This window comes from Paenibacillus taichungensis (assembly GCF_003287275.1).
GTDB lineage: Bacteria > Bacillota > Bacilli > Paenibacillales > Paenibacillaceae > Paenibacillus > Paenibacillus taichungensis_A.
This window is the reverse complement of the sequence record NZ_QEVW01000002.1, coordinates 161,115-180,745: the sequence shown is the minus strand read 5'-3', so window position 1 is coordinate 180,745 and position 19,631 is coordinate 161,115. Positions and strand designations below refer to the sequence as shown.

The following is a 19,631-nucleotide window of genomic DNA, read 5'->3' as shown; positions in this document are numbered from 1 at the left end:
AACCGGCACCACTTCATATATTCTGGATCACTTATTGGTTGTCTATGCTATACAGACCATATACATCACTTCTCTGCCCGAAAACTCTCCCCATGCCTTTCTCCAAGTCCATAATAATGTCGGAAATTATAAATTAAAGGATTCCACTTCTCCGGGTTAATCTTGTTCAAACCTGATATCAGGCGGGTATGTACATGTACCTTCAACGCCTTTACTTCCACAATCGCCATGAATGGTGTATGTTCGGGAATACGAATGTGTTGTACCGCGGCTTCAATCTGGAGGGGACACTCCGCTATTTTATCCGGCTCGACTCGAATTGAACTTTGGGGTGTCAGCCCAGAGACGGCAAATTTATCATCACAAAACTCAAACCCCATCATCCTTTTCTCCCCCGGAACGGGATATATTCCGGTATAACGCCCCAGTCCCTCAACCTGCTCCCACATGGATGCATCCGGCAGATTAATCACACATTCGGGATGACGACTCAAGTTCTCAAAGGCTTTGCCCTGAATACCGACTCCAAGTACCAGGCAGTCACCCAGTGCCCATGATGAAGAAAGAGGAGACAGGTTTGTCGTTCCATCTTCATTTAAGGTGCTCAGCAGCATTACCGGTGTGCCATAGTACAAAATACTTGGAGTTATCACCTCGTGCTGCATCAGCTCTCTGTTCAAGTTCCTATGGTTCTCCAGTTTATACTCTTCTTGCGTTTTATCATTGGTATACATTACTTCTTCCTCCATTCTGCAATCCATCCCTTCCATCTCTTGGACTGTAATTCATGCATGATTGAATTGTAATACACCAATAGTTAAGGTATCATCGAAGTATGAATACATATCCGAATATTTCTGTGATTGCATCATTAATTGCTGATCCCAGTCGTGCTGTTTTTTTGGAAGCTTTGTTGGATGGTCGTGCCCTTCCTGCCGGCGAACTTGCATACATGGCAGGTGTTACTCCTCAAACAGCAAGCAGTCATCTCGCCAAGCTGGTCGAAGGCGGGCTGCTCGTCGTTGAACAGCAAGGACGACATCGATACTATCGTCTCGCAGGCAAAGAGGTAGCTTTTCTGATTGAGACGATGGGTAGTATCGCTGCACCTGTACAAGTGAGATCCCTCAAACAGTCCAACCAGCTTCAGCATCTTAGCTTTGCTCGAACCTGTTATGGGCATCTGGCTGGAAAATTGGGGATAACATTGTGCGAAGCTTTATTGGGGAAAGGTTATCTCGAAGAACCTGAGGATGAGCAGGCCAAGGATTACCACATTACAGAGAAAGGGATTCAATGGTTCACTTCTTTTGGCATTATGCTTGAAGGGAAAGCCGGATCACGCCGTGCTGTTGCTCGCAAATGTTTGGATTGGAGTGAACGTCGTCACCATATCTCCGGAGTACTGGGAGACGAACTGGGACGCCGCTTGTCTGAACTGGGCTGGACTCGCCAGAAGACAGGTAGCCGTTCGGTGGAAGTCACGGAAGCTGGCAGGAAAGGTCTTCATGAGGTACTGGGCATTTCATTATAGGTGGAAAAAGAACATTCTTTCCTGTACTTGTGTACTTGGAAAAATAATGATACACAAAAATCCCCCTCCTCAGTATCCGTTAAAGGTTACTGAGGAGGGGGATTATGTTTTGTTTTATTCAGAACGGAGAGAGAGGGATACTCTCACTTCATTCGAGACTGCGATGTATTGCTTACGAAGCGTATGCTCCGACGAACCTTTAGGGTTCTCATCCCTTATACAGAGAAGTAAATCAGAACGGAGAGAGAGGGATTCGAACCCTCGCACCGCTTACGCAGTCTAACCCCTTAGCAGAGGGTCCCCTTATAGCCACTTGGGTATCTCTCCAAGAATGGCTCCCCGAACAGGGCTCGAACCTGTGACAACTCGATTAACAGTCGAGTGCTCTACCAACTGAGCTATCAGGGAATAATAATCTTGAATAACCTAAATTTATCATGATTAATATTCCAAGTCAACATGCCTTCGGTGACTTTCTTAATAAGCTTTTGATACACTTATTAATAGTCACCTAGAGCACAGTACACATGGCTCTGTGGTAACGAGTGGTGCTGCCAAATTCGTTCACCTCAGATGGTATGAATCCCCAACTTGCCCGCACATCGACCACAGCGATACCTCTTCGGATCAACTTTGCGTTTACGCAAATATTCCGTGCCGCAGCTCTTGCACACCAACTTATAGCGATACGGTAATGGCTTTCTGCCCTTTCCATCCGGAAGGGACTGGCAGAATCGCGAACCACCCACCTTCTGCAATAAGGCCTTGAATTCAGGATCACGGTGTTTGTAGCCGCGTCCACGAATATGCAGATGATAGTGACACAGTTCATGCTTGATAATTTTCTCAACCTCTTCCCGCCCATAGGCTTCGAGCTGATGAGGGTTAATCTCAATTCGATGACTCTTGAGCATGTAACGCCCACCCGTTGTGGTCAGACGACGGTTAAACAGCGCCTCGTGAGTGAACGGAACCCCGAAATGATCCAGTGATACCTGCTCAATCCATTGCTGCAACTCCTCATTTTCCATCAGTTTGTCCTCCTTTCACACCCCTTGGGCCATTTGTTTTTCCGCCATAATACTTGAATTTTAACCGTTTCGTGAGCTACACTGTCAAGTAGAATGTATGAGGGGAGATTATTACTCGTTATGCCTACAATGCGCTACGTCATCCTGCAGCAGGAACAACAATTGCAGTTTGTGGAAATGCCTGCCGATTACGCTTATCAACTCAGTGCGCTCAACCTGCGCCTTCACAAAGAAATTGACAAACTTACCGCAGCAGATGTACCTGTTCTGCCTTGGGCAATCGCCGAATGTGACAATCTTGATCTCCTGGACGAGCAACTCTCCATCATCGGAGGCCTTGATTATATCAATGCGCTTGAACAAAGCTTCTCAGCACTAAAAGAGAGTGAATATCCTTTGATTTCTCTGCTCACTGAAATCCGGGCGCTTCAGGCACAATTAGAGCAATGGTATGAAGAAGAGATGGAATCATTCTAATCTACTTTTGGACTTATTATTAATGAAGATGGAACCAAAAGCGCATCTCCTAAAAGTGGAGGTTGCGCTTTTTTTCAATTTTTCAACCTTACATTCATGGGCCCTGCCCCTTATATAGCCATATAGATATTGAATTTTCCGTGTTCATGACGGGTTAATCCGCACAGTCCAGGCTATTGCCACATATGCTAACGTACAGATGAATTATGCAAGAGGAGGAGATACCCTTGCCTCAATGGCTTTGCAATCAACTGATGCGTGCATTTCACAAAAAGGATAGCAGACAGATCAAGCTGCTGAACGAATGCTGGTTCTTTTACCGAAACAAACCGACAAGTGGCACCCCGCGCAGCGCGGACAGCGAACTCTAAGAACCTGACGCCACTCTCTCCGTCCACTTCAAGCTCTCACTTCTTTCATAAAATCCCTTCGAAGAATACAGTACGGGCAACAGTACTATTATAGCTGACAACAAACAGCCCTCCCATAACAGGGAAGGCTGTTCTCCGATCATTGTGTCTGGATTAGGAAGACTGCTTAGAAGAGGCAGGTTTCTTCATCGTGAGGCCGACACGGCCTTTTTTGGTATCCACGTTCATCACCCAAACCGTTACATTATCTCCGACAGATACAACATCCATCGGATGTTTGACGTAACCGTTACTCAGCTGTGAGATGTGGACAAGCCCGTCACTCTTGATGCCGATATCAACAAAAGCACCAAAGTCGATCACATTACGAACCGTACCTTGCAGCTCCATGCCTTCCACCAGATCCTCAATTTTGAGCACATCTGTGCGGAAGATCGGTAGCGGCATTTCCTCACGCGGGTCACGACCCGGACGCTGCAAGCTGTCCAGAATGTCACGCAGTGTAGGCACACCCACATCCAGCTTCACAGCCAGCTGTTCCGGTTGTTGCTCCGACAGGAGAACAGACAGTTCCTTGCTGCCCAGCTTGTCCAGCGCAACCTGAAGCTCCTTAAAGAGCTGGTCTACGACCTTATACGATTCAGGGTGAATCGGTGTGCGATCCAGCGGGTTCTCGCCTTCGCCAATCCGCATAAAGCCTACGCATTGCTCATAGGTTTTGGCACCCAGACGCGGCACCTTCTGCAACTGGCGACGATTCGTGAACCGGCCGTTCTCTTCGCGGTATTTCACAATATTTTTGGCAATGGTGGCATTTACACCCGCCACATAGGACAGCAGTGAAGGCGAAGCCGTGTTCACATCCACGCCCACATGGTTAACTGCGGATTCCACAACAGCCTTCAAGCTTTCTTCCAATATTTTTTGGGATACGTCGTGCTGGTATTGGCCTACACCAATGGCTTTAGGGTCAATCTTAACCAGCTCAGCCAGCGGGTCTTGCACCCGGCGGGCAATCGAAGCAGCACTCCGTTCAGCAACGTCCAGATCCGGGAATTCTTCCTGGGCCAGCTTGGATGCAGAATATACACTCGCTCCAGCTTCATTGACGATCAGATACACGAGACTTTCGTCCCCGTTCTCCTGAATAATCTCGGCAACAAACTGTTCTGTTTCACGGGATCCGGTACCATTGCCGATGACAATCAACCCGATGTCATATTGCTTGATCATCCGATGGAAAACCTCGGCAGCTTCACGCTTCTTGTTGTGCGGTGGCGTTGGGTACGTAACAGCCACTTCCAGCAGCTTGCCCGTATCATCGACCACAGCCAGTTTACAACCGGTACGATAGGCAGGATCGACACCAAGCACACGTTTGCCATGAATCGGCGGCTGAAGCAGCAGATTACGAAGATTAGCGGAGAATACGGAAATCGCTTGGTTTTCGCCTTTTTCGGTCAGCTCTGCACGAACCTCACGCTCAATTGAAGGGGCAATCAATCGTTTGTAAGCATCTTCAATGACATCACGCAAAACGTCCTGTACCGCAGATGCACCCTTAATGATTTGTCCTTCCATATGGCGGTGAGCCGGTTCAGGCTGCACGTCCAGGCCCACTTTCAAAATGTTTTCACGTTCACCGCGGTTAATGGCAAGAATACGGTGAGGAGGCATTTTTTTGGCTAATTCACGATAATCATAGTAGTTCTCATATACAGATTCCTGCTCAGCATCCTTCGCTTCCGAAGTCAGCATGCCATGATCGAGCGTATAACGACGAATCCACGCACGAATAGCAGCATCATCTGCAATATTCTCAGCCAAAATGTCTTTGGCTCCCTGAAGTGCGACCTCTGCATCTTCTACCCCAAGTTCAGCATTGATATAACGCGCAGCTTCCTCCATGACATTGCCTTGCTTCGGTTGACCCCAGATCCAGACAGCGAGTGGTTCAAGACCTTTTTCCTTCGCTACACTGGCACGGGTTTTCCGCTTCTGACGAAACGGACGGTACAAGTCCTCTACTTCCTGCAGCTTAACTGCCTGCGTGATAGACTGTTTCAGTTCTCCGGTCAGCTTGCCTTGTTCCTCTATAATACGGATGACTTCCACTTTGCGGTCTTCCAGATTGCGCAAGTAAACGATGCGCTCTTCAATGAGCCGCAGCTGGTTCTCATCCAGCTCTCCAGTCATTTCTTTACGGTAGCGGGCGATAAATGGAATCGTATTGCCTTCGTCCAGAAGCTCCGACGTAGTGCGGACCTGCTTCAAGGACAGTGACAGTTCCTTGGCTACCTGTTTGATGATTCGTTCATGGCGTTCTGCCTTTATTGTTTCTTCATTGGGTTCCAGAACCGTTTCCTGTTCAGACAAATAAATCCCTCTTTCCTTCCTGAATCGTTCAGTTGAAGCTTGTTCAGGGCAGCTTTGCTGCTGTAATCACAGTATCGAACCTGCATCATGCAGATTCCTCTCCCCTATATTATCACAAAATCCCGTTCAGATTTCCAGCATTCGTCCAGGTTACAAGTTCTTACAATTGAGATTACGTATCAAATCTTCCTCTCAGCCATTAGAAAAAAACCGAAAAACGTCTCCCCGACGTCTTCCGGTCTCCCCTGATAAACACTGCAATCACGCCAGTTTATTATACCCGTTCGAAGCGGAACATTTCACTCAGATAGTCTCCCGATGCACGGCCTACAGAGATCCCACCATACATCAGCGCATCCCCGGTAAACGTCTCGGAGCCACCTTTCAGGCGGTAATCCGCATCAGGGTCCAGGCCCTTCAGCTTCAGACGTTGGAGCGGTGCATTCGGTTCAGACAGCACACGGAAGTAGAATACAACAGCTTCTCTGCCATCTGGTGCAATAAACATCCAGGCCGTTTCATTTCCCTCAAACGGACTTAGCAAGCGCCGGAACGTTCCGTATTGGATGGTTCCCCGAATTTCTTTGTACAGCTCAACCTGCGCCTTTACAATGGCATTCTCTTCCTCTGTGAAACGAGTCAAATCCAACTCGTATCCAAAGTTACCCGACATCGCGACATGTCCACGAATTTCTAGAGAAGTAATTCGATTGACCTGGTGATTAGGTACAGCTGAAATATGTGACCCCATTGAACTTACCGGATATACCAGGCTTGTACCATACTGAATACGCAAACGGGATATCGCGTCCGTATTATCGCTGGTCCACGTCTGTGGCATGTAATACAGCATGCCTGGATCGAAGCGGCCACCACCACCTGAACAGCTCTCGAACAGGATGTTCGGGAACGCTGAAGTGATTCGTTCCATAACATCATACAGCCCGAGCATGTAGCGATGCGCAGTCTCGCGCTGTCTGTCTGCTGGCAGCAATGCAGAACCTATCTCCGTCATATTCCGGTTCATGTCCCATTTCACATAAGTGATCGGCGCAGATCCAAGCACATCGCTTAGCATGCGTACAATCTCATCACGCACATCCTGACGGGAGTAATCGAGTACCAATTGTTGGCGCCCTTCCGTCCGGCGGCGATCCGGCACATGCAGACACCAGTCCGGATGAGCACGGTACAATTCGCTGTCTGGCGAAATCATCTCCGGCTCGAACCATAATCCGAACTGCATGTCCAGACTGGTTACCCGGTTGGCCAAATCATCCAGGCCTTGTGGCAGTTTGTTCTTGTCCACAATCCAGTCACCGAGTGAGGAGTTATCACTGTCTCGATGTCCAAACCATCCATCATCCAGTACGAACAGTTCAATGCCAAGCTTCTTCCCCGCCTGGGCGATCTGCTCAATTTTATCTGCATTGAAGCCGAAATAGGTCGCTTCCCAGTTGTTGACCAGAACCGGACGCTCTGCATTGCGGAATTGTCCGCGTGCCAGTCTCTCCCGGTACAATTCATGATACGACTGGGACATGCCATCCAGACCTGCATCCGAATAAACCATGACCGTCTCAGGTGTCTGGAATGACTCCTGCGAATCCAGCTTCCAGCTGAACTCAAACGGATTGATTCCCAGCGATACACGAGTGGTGTGGAACTGGTCCACTTCTGCCTGTGCAGTAAAGCTGCCGCTATATACAAGACTGAACCCGTAGACTTCACCCTGATCCTCGTCTGTACCCGGTGTCATCAGTGCAATGAACGGGTTCTGCTGGTGACTGCTTGAGCCGCGACGACTCTCGATGCCTTGCAGGCCGGAAGCAAGCGGTCTGCGAACGATGTCCCGTTCACGAGTCCATGCTCCTGACAGTTGCAGCAATTCGTAATCGGCATGCGGGAAATCAACGGAAGAACTGAGCGCACGAGCAATATTGACCGAGGTAGCGCTCTCATTAATGATGCGCATGGAACGCGTAATCGCATTAAATGCTGTAAAGGCCGTGTAGCTAAGTTCAATCTTGATCCCTGCAACACGGTCTTCCAGTTCAACGATGAGTGTCTCGGCTTCATCGTCAGACTCGACATAAGTTGCTGGCAGTCCCGTAAGCGCTGCCTTTCCTTTGATCAATCGGTGGCCTGTATACGTAAACTCTGAAACGGTTGAACCATTCTCAAGCTGTAGTTGAATTACCGGATTACGGAAATCACTCGTCCCGTATACGGGCAATTCTTGCGCCAATGTGTCGAAAGAGATCGTCCGATCTTCCGGCACCGGATTCGGGCTGAACGAAGCACGCTCTGTACGCACATGAAGCCAGCTCAGATCAGTATCACGCAGTTTTTTGCCATAATATAAATGTACCAAATATCCCGAAGGCAGGACCTGAAATACATAACTTGCCTTTTGAGTCTGTAGATGAAATTGAAGTTTCTCCTGATCAATATAAATGCTCATATGTCTCCTCCACCTCTATATATGTCGTTTAACGTAAACGGTTTCTCAGGTATCATTATAACGAAAAGCTTCACAATGTTCTACGCTTTCATGAAGCTTTAATCAAAAGAGCGTACCCCGGCCGTTAGGCTGTTGTACGCTCTCTTGATTGCTGTCTGAAATTGTGTGTTCCTGAAAGGAACATCCATTGTCTACGGACGGCGCGGCAGAACAAAGAAACAACTGCCGGATGCCTTAAAAATCGATTAAACCCAGGCTGATCTGTAAGGCTTCGTTGACCAGTTTCATGGTCTCCTCGTCCAGATGGGTAATCTTGTCGGTCAGCCTCTGCTTATCAATCGTCCGTATTTGTTCGAGCAAAATAACCGAGTCCCGGTCAAAGCCGTGTGCCGCCGCATCAATCTCCACATGCGTCGGCAGCTTTGCCTTTTGGATCTGGGCGGTAATCGCCGCCACAATACAAGTAGGACTAAACCGGTTGCCGATGTCATTCTGGATGACCAGAACCGGCCTGACTCCACCTTGCTCGGAACCGACAACGGGAGAAAGATCCGCAAAAAAAACGTCACCGCGTTTTACGATCAATGTCTACACCCCGCTAACTAAGCGGTCCAGAGTGCTGTCCGCATCTTCCTCCGCGTGAAAGGCCTCGGATGCCATGGTGAGGTTAATCTTCGCCATCTCCATGTACCCTCGCTGCATCGATTCACGGATGTAACGTTTCTTACGCTCCGTCAAATACAGCTTCATGGCCTGCCTAATCAATTCGCTGCGGTTGGAATTCTCCAGCGCTACGATGCCATCCACTTCTTGCAAAAGATAATCAGGCAAACTGATCATGATCCGCTTGGTGTTCTGCAAGTTGGCCACCTTTCTTCCACCCCCACAAACCTTTCGCCATTGTGAACCAGTATTACGTTTTTCCAGAACTTTTATACAAAGGAATATATATGCCCCGAGTATATCAAGTATGCTGTACTCCATTATAAACACGGGGAACATTATTCGTACAGACCAAACATCTCTTTTCAGGATTTTTCATCCCAGTCATCATTCATAATTCGAGATGCTCCGACAGTTTTCCTTCTGTTCTGAAAAAAAGTTTATTGGAAATAGCGTCCAGTCCAGCTATCAGGATGTCAAAAGAGGATTGATTCTGGCGACTACTGCTCCATGACGGGTATAAACCCGCGGGATTCGATGCGCCATCATGCAGATCACTTCGTAGTGAATTGTACCGAGCTGAGATGCCACCTCGTCTGCAGTTATGACTGCACCCGATTGGTGACCGATGAGAACAACCTCTTCGCCGACTTGAATTTCTTCTGCTTCTGCTGCAAAAGATTGTAGCGACACCATACACTGATCCATGCAGATCGTACCGACGACGGGAACACGGCGGCCGCGCACAAGTACTTGTGCTTTACCTGACAGCATTCTTGAAAATCCGTCTGCATAGCCGATAGGCAGGGTCGCTATTCGTTCGTTCCCATGTGTTACATAACGGGTTCCGTAGCTGACACCCCAGTGGGGCGGCAGCGTTTTGACCAGAACCGCCTTCGTCTTCAGTGTCAATACCGGGGACAGCTTCACCACCTGATGATTCACCTCTGCCGTAGGATAGAGTCCGTAAAGGCTGATTCCCACACGCACCATATCGTAGGACAATTCCGGCGTATCAATGGCGGCGGCACTGTTCGCCGTATGTATAATCGGGATGACACATCCCTGATCCCGCAGCGCATCAACCACGCCTCGGAACCGTCGATACTGCTCCAGTGTATAGGTCTTGTCTTTTTCATCCGCCTTGGCAAAATGGGTAAACATGCCTTCCAGCATGACCTGATTCACCTTGGCTGCTTCCTGAATAAAAGCAAGTGCCTCATCGCCAGGCAACAGGCCAAGCCTGCCCATACCGCTGTCGATTTTAATGTGAACCTTCAGCTTACGAGAGGATGTGCCCGTTTCCAAATGTTGAATGGCTTCGAGTACTTCTCTACTGAATAGCGTAATGGTTACATCATGTCTCCAGGCTTCAGCTATGCCTTCTGGCGGCGTGTAGCCCAATACCAGAATCGGAAGGGTAATTCCGTGTTGTCGCAATTCAAGCGCTTCGTCAAGAAAAGCTACACTTAAGTAATCCACACCAACTCGTTCCAGCTCTCTGGCCGTTTCCACTGCTCCATGCCCATAGGCATTTGCCTTCACACAAGCGAGCAGTTTCATGCCTTGCGGCAATGCTTCGCGGAAAGCGTCTACGTTGGTGCACAAATGATCCAAATTGATTTCCGCTTGGGTCGGCCGATATTGTTCTTGCACGTTAAGTCACCTTCTCTAATCATCTTAATCCGGCTCACGTCAGACTCCATCGTAATGCTCAAGCATGTGACTGTCAAATGAACGGAAGATCTGCAGTCCAAAACACATACAGGAGCGCTATCCCGGAGTCGGGAGCAAACGCCGAATAAGACCTATAAGCCAGACCATGAATGAGATAATCACCTCTGCATAACGCAACTTATCTGCTTATATCGTATTAATTACCCGGTTCCTCCCGCGTAGAAGCGTGTTTTGCATTATTGAGTCCACTGGACCTAATCCCTTGCTTATCTTACGCAGGATCATCGGCTGTTGATACCTTTAGTTTCAACGGAAATCAAATCCTGTGAATCACTGCTATAAGGCAGGAAAGATGACCTCTATATGCAGCAAAGCACCGGAGAATATCTCCGATGCTTCTTAGCATTCCTTATGTTAGGACGACTATACTTTCCAAATCATTTCCCTGACTCTTCCTGCATGGAGGTCGCAATCTGTATCATCTCATTATCTGGCAAATCTGCGCTTGTAATCCTGTACTCTACTCCATCTGACATCCATGTGAGTGTCTGCAACGCATCTCCGCTTATCATACCGAGGGTGAATCCAAGATCCAGAACACGCGATGGGGCAAGCGATACGGCTCTGTCCTGCGGCCGCGCTTCAAAAATCGTGTAGTTATATGTTCCTTCGTAGCGAAGCATAACCGAATAGTCTCCTGATCCTTCCACGATCTGATCGTCTTTCAGTTTGACCCCTTCCGGGGCATATGTCGGCTGAATAACTCCGAAGCTGCCTGTACCTTCCGGCTCAGCCGATGTAGGTTCTTCGGTTCCTTGCCCGCTGGCTGGATCTTCTGAACCTTGCTGCTCGGCGTTATCACTCACACCCGTCTGTCCGTCACTAACGGTTCCGCTTGGATTCGATGCAGAACCTTCCTCTGTTGCAGATTGAGGATTGGTAGTTTCTTTACCATCCCCAGCAGGAGCCGCGCCTGAGTCAGCACTTGGCTTGCCTCCATTTTCAGTAGCAGCAGTCATATTACGCTGCATGTCAAAAGCGTCTTTCTCAAATGCGGTACCAAATTTGAAGCTATCGAACTTCACATCGACCACCACATTGGCATTCGAATCGGATACTTCAACCTGTTTTGGAGCGTAATCACTTTTGTTTAACCATATTTTCTGTCTGACCAATGCATGTGTATTGTAGTTGGCAGCTACATCGAATACATAGCTTTCCTTCTCATCGGCAAACTGGCGGGTCGAATCACCTGTTATGCTGCGGATCAGCGTCTCGTAGAGGTAAACCTGGCCTTGGTTATCCGGCCAGTTACTCTGGAAACGGAAGCTTTTGTTCTGGCTCGGCGTCAGGACAAATACGCCCTCATCATTGCGCAGTACAATTTGCGTTACATCTTTTTTGGCATTCGTTAACGCGATACGATAATATGAAGGCTTTTGATGCCATACCTCGACCTTGTACTGCTGCGGCGTATCTCCGGTATGCAGCGTCATAACGCCTGCCCCCTGATAACTTTCCATTTCTCCTACGACTTCGTTCAGATCTTTGACCACGGCTGCCGCATCCTTCTTCCCGCAGGCGGCAAGTAAGGTCGATAAGACCAATACCATGGCAAGCATCCATGATATTCGGCGCATGACATCATCCCCTTTAGCACATGTTTTCACTTCAGGATTGTGCGTACAGCAGAACCCCTACTTGATTAGTACATGTTATGAGGGACTTGTTCGATATATGCGGACTAGTTTGACAAGCATTGCATCATCTAGTGCCGCAATACCCTGTCTGGTAACAAAATCAGTCTCGGGTAGGATGTAAAATCCAACCATATTCTTCATAGTAAATACAGATAACAACCCAACCAATGTATTACATACCACTATTATGTAGCTGAATTGATGTACAACTCTATTTTAAACTGGAGGAAAATAATGAACACAACCTACCTTCACTCATTGCTGAATGGATTGGATGATTTTGTGGAAGAGCAGCTTCAACGTTGGAAAGGAGTAGGTGTCGCCGTAGCGGTTATCCACAAGGATGAAGTCATTTTGCAAAAAGGATACGGTTATCGCGACCTGGAGTCCAAGCTTGAAGTCACCCCCCATACCTTATTCGCAATCGGTTCAAGTACCAAAGCCTTCACAGCATCAACCGCCGCCCTGCTCGTCGATCAGGACATTCTGAAGTGGGACACACCTGTCAGAACGTATTTGAAAGACTTCAAAATGTTCGATCCTATAGCCACAGAACGCCTGACCATCCGCGATATGCTCTGTCATCGCTCCGGACTTCCAAGGCACGATATGGCATGGTACAACTCATCACGGAGCAGAGAAGAACTCGTAAGCGCGCTTCAGTATCTGGAGCCTAATGAGGACTTTCGGAACAAGTGGCAATATCAGAACCTGATGTATATGGCAGCTGGTTATCTGGTGGGTCAACTCAAAGGAACTTCATGGGAGAATGTTGTCCAGGAGTCCCTGTTTAATCCACTTGGTATGAATTCAAGTGTCTTCTCTGTTGATGAGATGCAGAATCAACCTGACTTTGCATTCCCCTATATGGATCAAAACGGTGAGAATACGCGGATACCTTTTCGGAAACTAGATGCCGTAGGCCCTGCTGGCTCCATTAACAGCAATCTGGTTGATATGATCGCCTGGGTGCAATTTCAATTGAATCAAGGGCAACAGGGTGGGAAACAGCTGATTTCCAAAGAACAGTTGGCTATTACACACAGCCCGCAAATGGCTAGTGATTCACCGTTCCACTGCAAAGAGCTACCTGTTAGCACGTATGGTCTGGGCTGGATGATTGATTCTTATCGCGGACACGCCATGATTCATCACGGTGGGGCAATTGATGGATTCGCTTCACAGGTCGCCTTTTTACCGGAGGAACAGATCGGTGTTGTAGTCCTTTGCAATACCAATGGAAGCATTCTTCCCTATACGATTTCTTTTAACGTTATTGATCGTTTGCTTGGATTGGAACCTGTAGATTGGAGCGGGAGATTAGCCAAATTAATGACTGGAGAATCAACTGATTCCGAAGCAGCAACAAACACCATAGAAACACCAGCTACTCCAGAAACCTCTGTTGAGGAAAAACCAGTAGAAACTCAGGTTCATCCCCATGATCGTCCTTTATCTGCGTATGCGGGAAGTTATAGCCATCCGGGTTACGGCGAAATCGTTATTCAACAGTCGAACGATGGTTTACAGGCCACTTTGAATGCCATTGAAATGCCTATGGAATGCACTGGAAAAGATACGTTTTCCGTAGAGCTTGTCCTGTTTGGCTTGAAAATCACTTTTACGTTTAAGGCAGATGAACAAGATACAATAAGCTCTATATCCATACCATTGTTGCTCGAACCAGGCACGAATCCGATTGAATTTATTAAGACGCCTTCAGTATAAAAACATCCCCTCCAGCCTATCCCATTGTAGTAATTACATTCTTTACCACAATGGGATATACGCCGGATAACTCGCAGTATCTTCTTCAGTATTCGGACTTCTCTTCACCCACAATCGACGCAGATCAGGCATACCGAATGCTACTACACGATAATCTTGAAGCGAAACGTGGTGTGCATGTTCTTCCCTGAAGCTGTATGTAGGCAGGAGCAAGGCCTCTTGAATGAGCCGTTCCTCCAACGTCATTAGCGTACGCAATCGTTCAGCACTATCCTGGATCATAACGACGTGTCTGCATTCACGTTCCAGCTCGCTTTTTCGCTCGTCATCCAGTGCCATGAGGAACAGCGTATTATGGAACGTATACATCGTTAGTAGACTCAGCGTCACATGCTCATCGAACACTTCACCCGTATAAATCACATCATAAGAGGCGAATTCATCATGGTACACGGCATCTACCGGATTACCTGGCGTAACACTCACTTTCAGTCCAATAAGCGCACAACGATGTGCGAACCAGGCCATGTCTGTCTCCATTTTCTCGCCTTCCTCTACCCATACACTCACGATCTGGCCTGCATAACTGCTTCGTTGTAACAGCTCTGAAGCTCTTACAAGGGAAGCGTCCGCAGAGAGGGCTGTTGGCTTCAATTCTATCCGTTCAAGCACCCGCTTTTCCTTGGAATTATCCCGAACCAAGCTATATGCAGCCTGTACACCTGAGTGTGCCAATGCCCCCATCATCTCCTGTGGATCCATCAATTGCTGAACAGCCTGACGAAAGTATAAATCCTGCTGTGGGCCTGCTTTTCGCATATTAAAAGTCATATAAACGCCGCCCTGAACCTCATGTTGAACCGCACGAGCCTGTCCATCTGGAAACAAGTCCTGTTTGATCACTGACTCCACTAGACCCGTCTGAGGAAGCTGCCATATTTCAACCCTATCAATAAATGCCCGACCCCTAAAATAGGAGGGGAATACCTCCAGCACAAGCAGCTTGGGATGATTACGTGTCAATCGGTAAGGCCCCGTACCAATCGGATGCATCGGGTCAAGTTCCACATCATGTGGCAAGATGGATGCATTCATGCTGCTCATCAAATCCGGGAACATAAAGTTGGGAAACCGCAACACAAAGCGCACCGTTAGCTCGTCGAACGTTTCTATGTGATGAATGGAACCAAACAGTGCCCTGCAGGGGTTCTCCTGATCGGAAATAATCCGTTCAAATGTATATCTTACGTCCTCTGCATCAAGCATTCTGCCATGGTGAAAGAGTATGCCTTTGTGTAAATAAAAGGTCCACTCTGTTCCATCAGGGTTGCTCTCCCATGCAACGGCAAGACTCGGTTCACAGACTTGGCGTTCGGCGTTGTACTGCACCAAGCGATCAAATACCTGCGCAACAATTCCAACTTCTCCCCACATGTAAGCTCGGGTCGGGTCCAATGTCTCAAAGGCAGTCTCCTGTGGAATTCGAAGCGTATCAACTCTTCCTCGAGCGCCGTGATCGGAACGCAGACCGAACTGACCTTGCAATCCTTGCAACAATATTTCTCTCATCGAGAACGGCATCGTTGAAGCCAGCACATAGGCCTCTTCCAGCTTGTTTCCCTGCAACAGTTGATCAAATCGTTCCTGAACAGCCTGTAACAGTGGATGGCAAAAAACGAGCACCGATGTCTTCCCTCTGCCGCGTTGTGGGCTCCATCTGATCCAGCCATGATCCATAAATTTGTTCATTATCAGATTCATATTGCGCATCGTACAACATAAATGATTCGCCAGTTCACCAATCGTTGTATGTATTTCTTCCTCTTCGTCTACATTCGAAAAGGCCATGCGAAGCTGAATATAATGATCCATGACCTCCACAACTATCCCTGCCTTTCCTTCCCCTGAGTAAAATACGAAATTGACTCGTACGCTTCTACAGTTTTTCTTCAGGTTTTCCTCCATTATACTCAGGTACATCGACAACACCAACGGGAAGGAAGAAAACTGCACATGAAATATACTGATTTACATCGCAACATCAAGATTCGTATCATTACTGATTTTTTTACGGATCTAACTCAGAAATCCATTATTCCTTTTATGGCGATTTATCTGAGTGTCCAGATTGGTGCAGGCTGGGCAGGCATGCTGTTAACCGTTAATATTGCTGCCTCCATGATTGTTGGCTTGGGCGCAGGATACTGGTCTGACCGAGTCGGGCGCAAGAAACTGATGGTCATCGCCCAACTGCTGCAGGTATTCGCCCTGTTCTGGCTGGCTGCCGCTAACTCCCCATGGCTCGACTCCGTTCCTTTAACTTGTGCAATGTTTCTGCTTAGCAGCATCAGCTCGGGTATCACCGGGCCCATTGCCAATGCCATGATTGTAGACGTGAGCAATGAACATGAACGTCAGTATGTCTATGGGCTGCAATATTGGACCACCAACGTTGCCGTTACGATTGGTGCGCTGATGGGCGGGTTATTATTCGAGTCCTTCCGCTTCATTTTGTTCAGTCTGGTATGCATAGAGAGCCTGGTTACATTATTTATTCTCTTGTTCTATATTCATGAAACAATGGATAATAAACACTTCAAGCAGCTTAATGCCCCAATTAATAGAAATATACTGAAAACGTATAGCGATGTACTTAGGGACAAGCGTTTTATGGTGTTTTTCACCGCAACGGTGCTGGCTGTCTCTCTGGAGTTCCAAATGGATAAATACATCGCCGTTCGTCTGAAAAATGAATTCAACGCCCAACTGTTCCGTTGGGACATCTCAGGTCTGCAGATGTTCAGTCTGATCATGGCGATTAACACTGTACTCGTCGTAATCATGGCCATTCCATTCTCCAAATGGCTGGGGCGTTTCCAATCCAGATTTATCATGACCGTTGGCATATGTCTGTACACTACTGGTTTTGCCGTGCTCGCTTTTAGCAATTGGGTCTGGCTGCTTATTACATCCGCTGTACTGCTAACCATTGGTGAACTTATGTATGCGCCTGTCCGTCAGGTCATGCTTGCTGGCATGATTCCCGACTCCGACCGTGCTGCCTATATGGCCGCTGACGGCATGAGTTATAACGCGGCCGCTCTGCTGGGGAGTCTTGGCCTAACGATGGGAGCCTTTCTGCCTTCTTATGCAATGGCTGGCCTGTATGTATTGATGGGTATCGGTGCTCTTATATTTTTCCGGCAGTCGCTTCGCCCGTCAACGGGTCAAAATGAACCACAACCTTGTGCAGATGCCTCTTAAATTCCAAGCTCCTCTATGCTGTATTTGGCTCCTGATCGTTGTGAGTTCTATAGAGGAATGGATATCACAATCTACTCTCTTGAAACCTATCGGGGCAGTAATCAGTAATAAACAGGAGAGTTCCTTTTACAAAATTTTCTTTTGAAGGAGTGTTTACATGCATTTATCCAATCGAAGCACCCGCTTCAGGCTCACCTCCCTAACGGGGGCGTTCATGGCGTTGGTCCTGTCCCTCAGTTTATGGGCACCCGCCGTGCATGCGGAGACCGCACCTGCTGCGGTCGATGAAAAAGGAAAAGTGACAGCGCTGACAACGGAGTCCGCAACAGCCTTTCTGGATTCATTTTTTGATTCCGCCGAAGCGAAGGCCCAATATGTAGGTGCTTCCGTAGTCGTTGTCAAAGATGGAAAAGTCGTGGCAGAGAAAGGGTATGGATATTCCGATCTGGAGAGCAAAGAGCCCGTTGATCCGAAAAACACCACCTTTCGTATCGCCTCGGTCTCCAAAACATTCACATCAGCCGCTGTCATGCAACTCGTAGAGCAAGGCAAGGTGGATCTGAAGGCTGATTTTCAGACCTATGTGAAAGGACTGGAATTCGATAATCCTTTTGACCAACCTGTAACGGTAGAGAATCTGCTCACTCACACCACCGGATTCGAGATTCGCGACCCGCAGCAGGAAGACATCCATGATGATTTTAACAAAAGTGTATCGATGGAGGATTATGCCAAGTTACATATGCCACCTGTCGTTAGAGAACCTGGTAGCGCCTACATGTACGACAATTTCTCCTTCCTGCTACTTGGCATGATTGTGGAGAATGTGAGCGGCGAGCCGTTTGAATCGTATATGCAGCAACATATCTTCAAACCTCTGGGTATGGATAACAGCAGTTTTATGCTGGACGGCAAGTTCAAAAAACAACTTGCAACAGCCTATGATGCGGGCCATAATCCACTCGACCTGTACACCCTTTCCCCAGCACCCATGCCTCAAGGCGGCATGCTCTCAACGGCAGAGGATATCGGTAATTTCATGATCGCTTTCCTGAATGATGGTGTGAAGGATAACGAACGTATTTGGAAAGAATCTACAGTAAAAAGCATGGAACAATACCGTTCTTCCATTCATCCGCTGCTACCCAATACCACTTATGGATTTGAAGCTGCTTTTCAGCTTCCGGGTGCAGGCAGCAGTTCCAAAATTATCACCAAGGCTGGCGACCTAATCGGATTCAGCTCTTATCTCTTCCTTATTCCTGAGCAAAACACAGGTGTCTTCCTTACTTACAACCAAACGGGAGCACTTCGTAATCTCTTCTATCCTGCCTTTATCCAAACGTTCTTCCCGCAATATGCGGAGCCCGTCAAGTTCAAGGACTATACACCTCAAACTGCTGATGAGCTGCAACGCTTCGCCGGGCTTTACGCGGATCTGCGACTGAGCACCATTGTCAGTTCCTTGAAAGAGGGCGGCAAAGAACCTGGACAATTGAGCATTTCGGACGTCTTCCTTGGCCCACGTACCCTGATTCAGGTTGAAGATAATCTCTTCAAGGATGAATTAACAGGCCAGTTCACGGCGTTCAAGGAAAATGATGATGGAACCATCTATATGAAAGAACCTTATCTCAACCCAATGGGTTATGAGAAAAAAGGACAGAAACCCCAAGGTTTTCGGGATGTCCAGGCAAATAGTCCTTATGCTGAAGCTATCTATGGATTACAATCCCTTGGATACTATAGCAATGATGCAAGTGAAGCTTTTCAACCCAAAAATGCGGTTACACGGGCTGAATTCATTGAGGATGTCCTTAAAATGAGCGGGCTGAAAGCCAGTAAAACGACGCCACCTGCGGATACCGACTGGGCAACTCACCCTGCTGCCGGTTACATTCAGCTAGGTTATGAATCCGGCATGATAGCAGGTGCGGATGAGAAACAGTTCAAACCGGATCAGGTCATCACACGTCAGGAAGCCATGGTGATGATCTGGAGAAGCCTCCAGCTGCAATACCCAAATGAACTGTTCGAGGATGTGAAGCTGGCCGGGCAGACAGATGCCTGGGCGGTGCCTGCAATCCAGATGATGGTTAAGCTAGGTATCCACGGTCCTGAAGTGAAGGCGCTGGAGGATGGATCAGTCGATTTCCTCTCCCGCAAACCACTGATTCGCCAGGAAGAAGCAGCGATTATGTACCAGCTGTTTACACAGCCAACCGACAAGATCGTAGCTGACCTGATGACAAAGCAGCCGCAATCAGAAACTTCCTCAGATGAGGAAACTGCCGAAGATACAACCGCGCCTGCAACCGTAACTCCTGAATAACCGAAGTAGCAATT

15 protein-coding genes and 2 tRNA genes are annotated in these 19,631 nt (G+C 48.0%); 6 read left to right on the top strand and 11 right to left on the bottom strand.

Annotated features, from left to right (window positions below; genetic code table 11):
- Window positions 1–65: 65 nt before the first annotated feature.
- The gene (locus DC345_RS03125; RefSeq protein WP_113051926.1) at window positions 66–665 is read right to left on the bottom strand and encodes a flavin reductase family protein; all 600 of its coding nucleotides are present in this window, start codon (window positions 663–665) and stop codon (window positions 66–68) included.
- A 170-nt stretch (window positions 666–835) separates the two neighbouring features.
- On the opposite strand from DC345_RS03125, the gene DC345_RS03120 reads away from it, so the two are divergent.
- Window positions 836–1,534: an ArsR/SmtB family transcription factor gene (locus tag DC345_RS03120; RefSeq protein WP_113051865.1), complete on the top strand. Its 699-nt coding sequence runs from the start codon at window positions 836–838 to the stop codon at window positions 1,532–1,534.
- A gap of 238 nt (window positions 1,535–1,772) precedes the next feature.
- Here the strand turns inward: DC345_RS03120 and DC345_RS03115 are convergent.
- From DC345_RS03115 to DC345_RS03105, 3 genes are all read right to left on the bottom strand, one after another.
- A tRNA-Ser gene (locus DC345_RS03115) sits at window positions 1,773–1,861 on the bottom strand.
- A gap of 5 nt (window positions 1,862–1,866) precedes the next feature.
- Window positions 1,867–1,942, bottom strand: a tRNA-Asn gene (locus DC345_RS03110).
- Window positions 1,943–2,103: 161 nt separating this feature from the next.
- Entirely contained in the window at window positions 2,104–2,565 is a 462-nt protein-coding gene (locus DC345_RS03105; protein WP_113051864.1) for a SprT family protein, read from the bottom strand.
- 120 nt (window positions 2,566–2,685) lie between these two features.
- On the opposite strand from DC345_RS03105, the gene DC345_RS03100 reads away from it, so the two are divergent.
- Together DC345_RS03100 and cmpA are read left to right on the top strand one after the other, a co-directional pair.
- Complete coding sequence (locus DC345_RS03100) at window positions 2,686–3,042, top strand: hydrolase/acyltransferase (RefSeq protein WP_113051863.1); 357 nt, start codon at window positions 2,686–2,688, stop codon at window positions 3,040–3,042.
- 227 nt (window positions 3,043–3,269) lie between these two features.
- Window positions 3,270–3,413, top strand: coding sequence for a cortex morphogenetic protein CmpA (gene cmpA / locus DC345_RS03095; protein WP_090808144.1), 144 nt, complete (start codon window positions 3,270–3,272; stop codon window positions 3,411–3,413).
- Window positions 3,414–3,566: 153 nt separating this feature from the next.
- Here cmpA and DC345_RS03090 read toward each other — a convergent pair whose 3' ends face one another.
- From DC345_RS03090 to DC345_RS03065, 6 genes are all read right to left on the bottom strand, one after another.
- The gene (locus DC345_RS03090) at window positions 3,567–5,789 is read right to left on the bottom strand and encodes a Tex family protein (RefSeq protein WP_113051862.1); all 2,223 of its coding nucleotides are present in this window, start codon (window positions 5,787–5,789) and stop codon (window positions 3,567–3,569) included.
- Between the two features lie 274 nt (window positions 5,790–6,063).
- Window positions 6,064–8,253, bottom strand: a complete 2,190-nt coding sequence (locus DC345_RS03085; protein ID WP_113051861.1) for an alpha-galactosidase — start codon at window positions 8,251–8,253, stop codon at window positions 6,064–6,066.
- 234 nt (window positions 8,254–8,487) lie between these two features.
- Entirely contained in the window at window positions 8,488–8,838 is a 351-nt protein-coding gene (locus DC345_RS03080; protein ID WP_024630714.1) for a type II toxin-antitoxin system PemK/MazF family toxin, read from the bottom strand.
- A 3-nt stretch (window positions 8,839–8,841) separates the two neighbouring features.
- A complete protein-coding gene (locus tag DC345_RS03075; protein ID WP_024630715.1) occupies window positions 8,842–9,123 on the bottom strand; it encodes a CopG family ribbon-helix-helix protein in 282 nt (93 codons plus the stop codon).
- A gap of 261 nt (window positions 9,124–9,384) precedes the next feature.
- A complete protein-coding gene (gene alr / locus DC345_RS03070) occupies window positions 9,385–10,572 on the bottom strand; it encodes an alanine racemase (protein WP_113051860.1) in 1,188 nt (395 codons plus the stop codon).
- A gap of 458 nt (window positions 10,573–11,030) precedes the next feature.
- Window positions 11,031–12,233: an outer membrane lipoprotein-sorting protein gene (locus DC345_RS03065; protein WP_113051859.1), complete on the bottom strand. Its 1,203-nt coding sequence runs from the start codon at window positions 12,231–12,233 to the stop codon at window positions 11,031–11,033.
- 294 nt (window positions 12,234–12,527) lie between these two features.
- Here DC345_RS03065 and DC345_RS03060 point away from each other — a divergent pair, with 294 nt between their 5' ends.
- Window positions 12,528–14,021 carry a serine hydrolase gene (locus DC345_RS03060; RefSeq protein WP_113051858.1) on the top strand — a complete coding sequence of 498 codons (1,494 nt, stop codon included), beginning with the start codon at window positions 12,528–12,530 and terminating at the stop codon, window positions 14,019–14,021.
- A 42-nt stretch (window positions 14,022–14,063) separates the two neighbouring features.
- Here DC345_RS03060 and DC345_RS03055 read toward each other — a convergent pair whose 3' ends face one another.
- Complete coding sequence (locus tag DC345_RS03055; RefSeq protein WP_181586463.1) at window positions 14,064–15,893, bottom strand: ABC transporter substrate-binding protein; 1,830 nt, start codon at window positions 15,891–15,893, stop codon at window positions 14,064–14,066.
- 141 nt (window positions 15,894–16,034) lie between these two features.
- Between DC345_RS03055 and DC345_RS03050 the strand changes: the two genes are divergently transcribed.
- Window positions 16,035–17,285, top strand: a complete 1,251-nt coding sequence (locus tag DC345_RS03050) for an MDR family MFS transporter (protein WP_113051856.1) — start codon at window positions 16,035–16,037, stop codon at window positions 17,283–17,285.
- A 157-nt stretch (window positions 17,286–17,442) separates the two neighbouring features.
- Window positions 17,443–19,617 carry a serine hydrolase domain-containing protein gene (locus DC345_RS03045; protein ID WP_113051855.1) on the top strand — a complete coding sequence of 725 codons (2,175 nt, stop codon included), beginning with the start codon at window positions 17,443–17,445 and terminating at the stop codon, window positions 19,615–19,617.
- Window positions 19,618–19,631: the final 14 nt, after the last annotated feature.

Coding starts and splice junctions, on each gene's coding strand:
- DC345_RS03085 (WP_113051861.1), bottom strand. CDS start 8,253: ATGAGCATTTATATTGATCAGGAGAAACTTCAATTTCATCTACAGACT.
- DC345_RS03100 (WP_113051863.1), top strand. CDS start 2,686: ATGCCTACAATGCGCTACGTCATCCTGCAGCAGGAACAACAATTGCAG.
- DC345_RS03105 (WP_113051864.1), bottom strand. CDS start 2,565: ATGGAAAATGAGGAGTTGCAGCAATGGATTGAGCAGGTATCACTGGAT.
- DC345_RS03125 (WP_113051926.1), bottom strand. CDS start 665: ATGCAGCACGAGGTGATAACTCCAAGTATTTTGTACTATGGCACACCG.
- DC345_RS03050 (WP_113051856.1), top strand. CDS start 16,035: ATGAAATATACTGATTTACATCGCAACATCAAGATTCGTATCATTACT.
- DC345_RS03065 (WP_113051859.1), bottom strand. CDS start 12,233: ATGCGCCGAATATCATGGATGCTTGCCATGGTATTGGTCTTATCGACC.
- DC345_RS03055 (WP_181586463.1), bottom strand. CDS start 15,893: ATGGATCATTATATTCAGCTTCGCATGGCCTTTTCGAATGTAGACGAA.
- DC345_RS03120 (WP_113051865.1), top strand. CDS start 836: ATGAATACATATCCGAATATTTCTGTGATTGCATCATTAATTGCTGAT.
- DC345_RS03045 (WP_113051855.1), top strand. CDS start 17,443: ATGCATTTATCCAATCGAAGCACCCGCTTCAGGCTCACCTCCCTAACG.
- DC345_RS03060 (WP_113051858.1), top strand. CDS start 12,528: ATGAACACAACCTACCTTCACTCATTGCTGAATGGATTGGATGATTTT.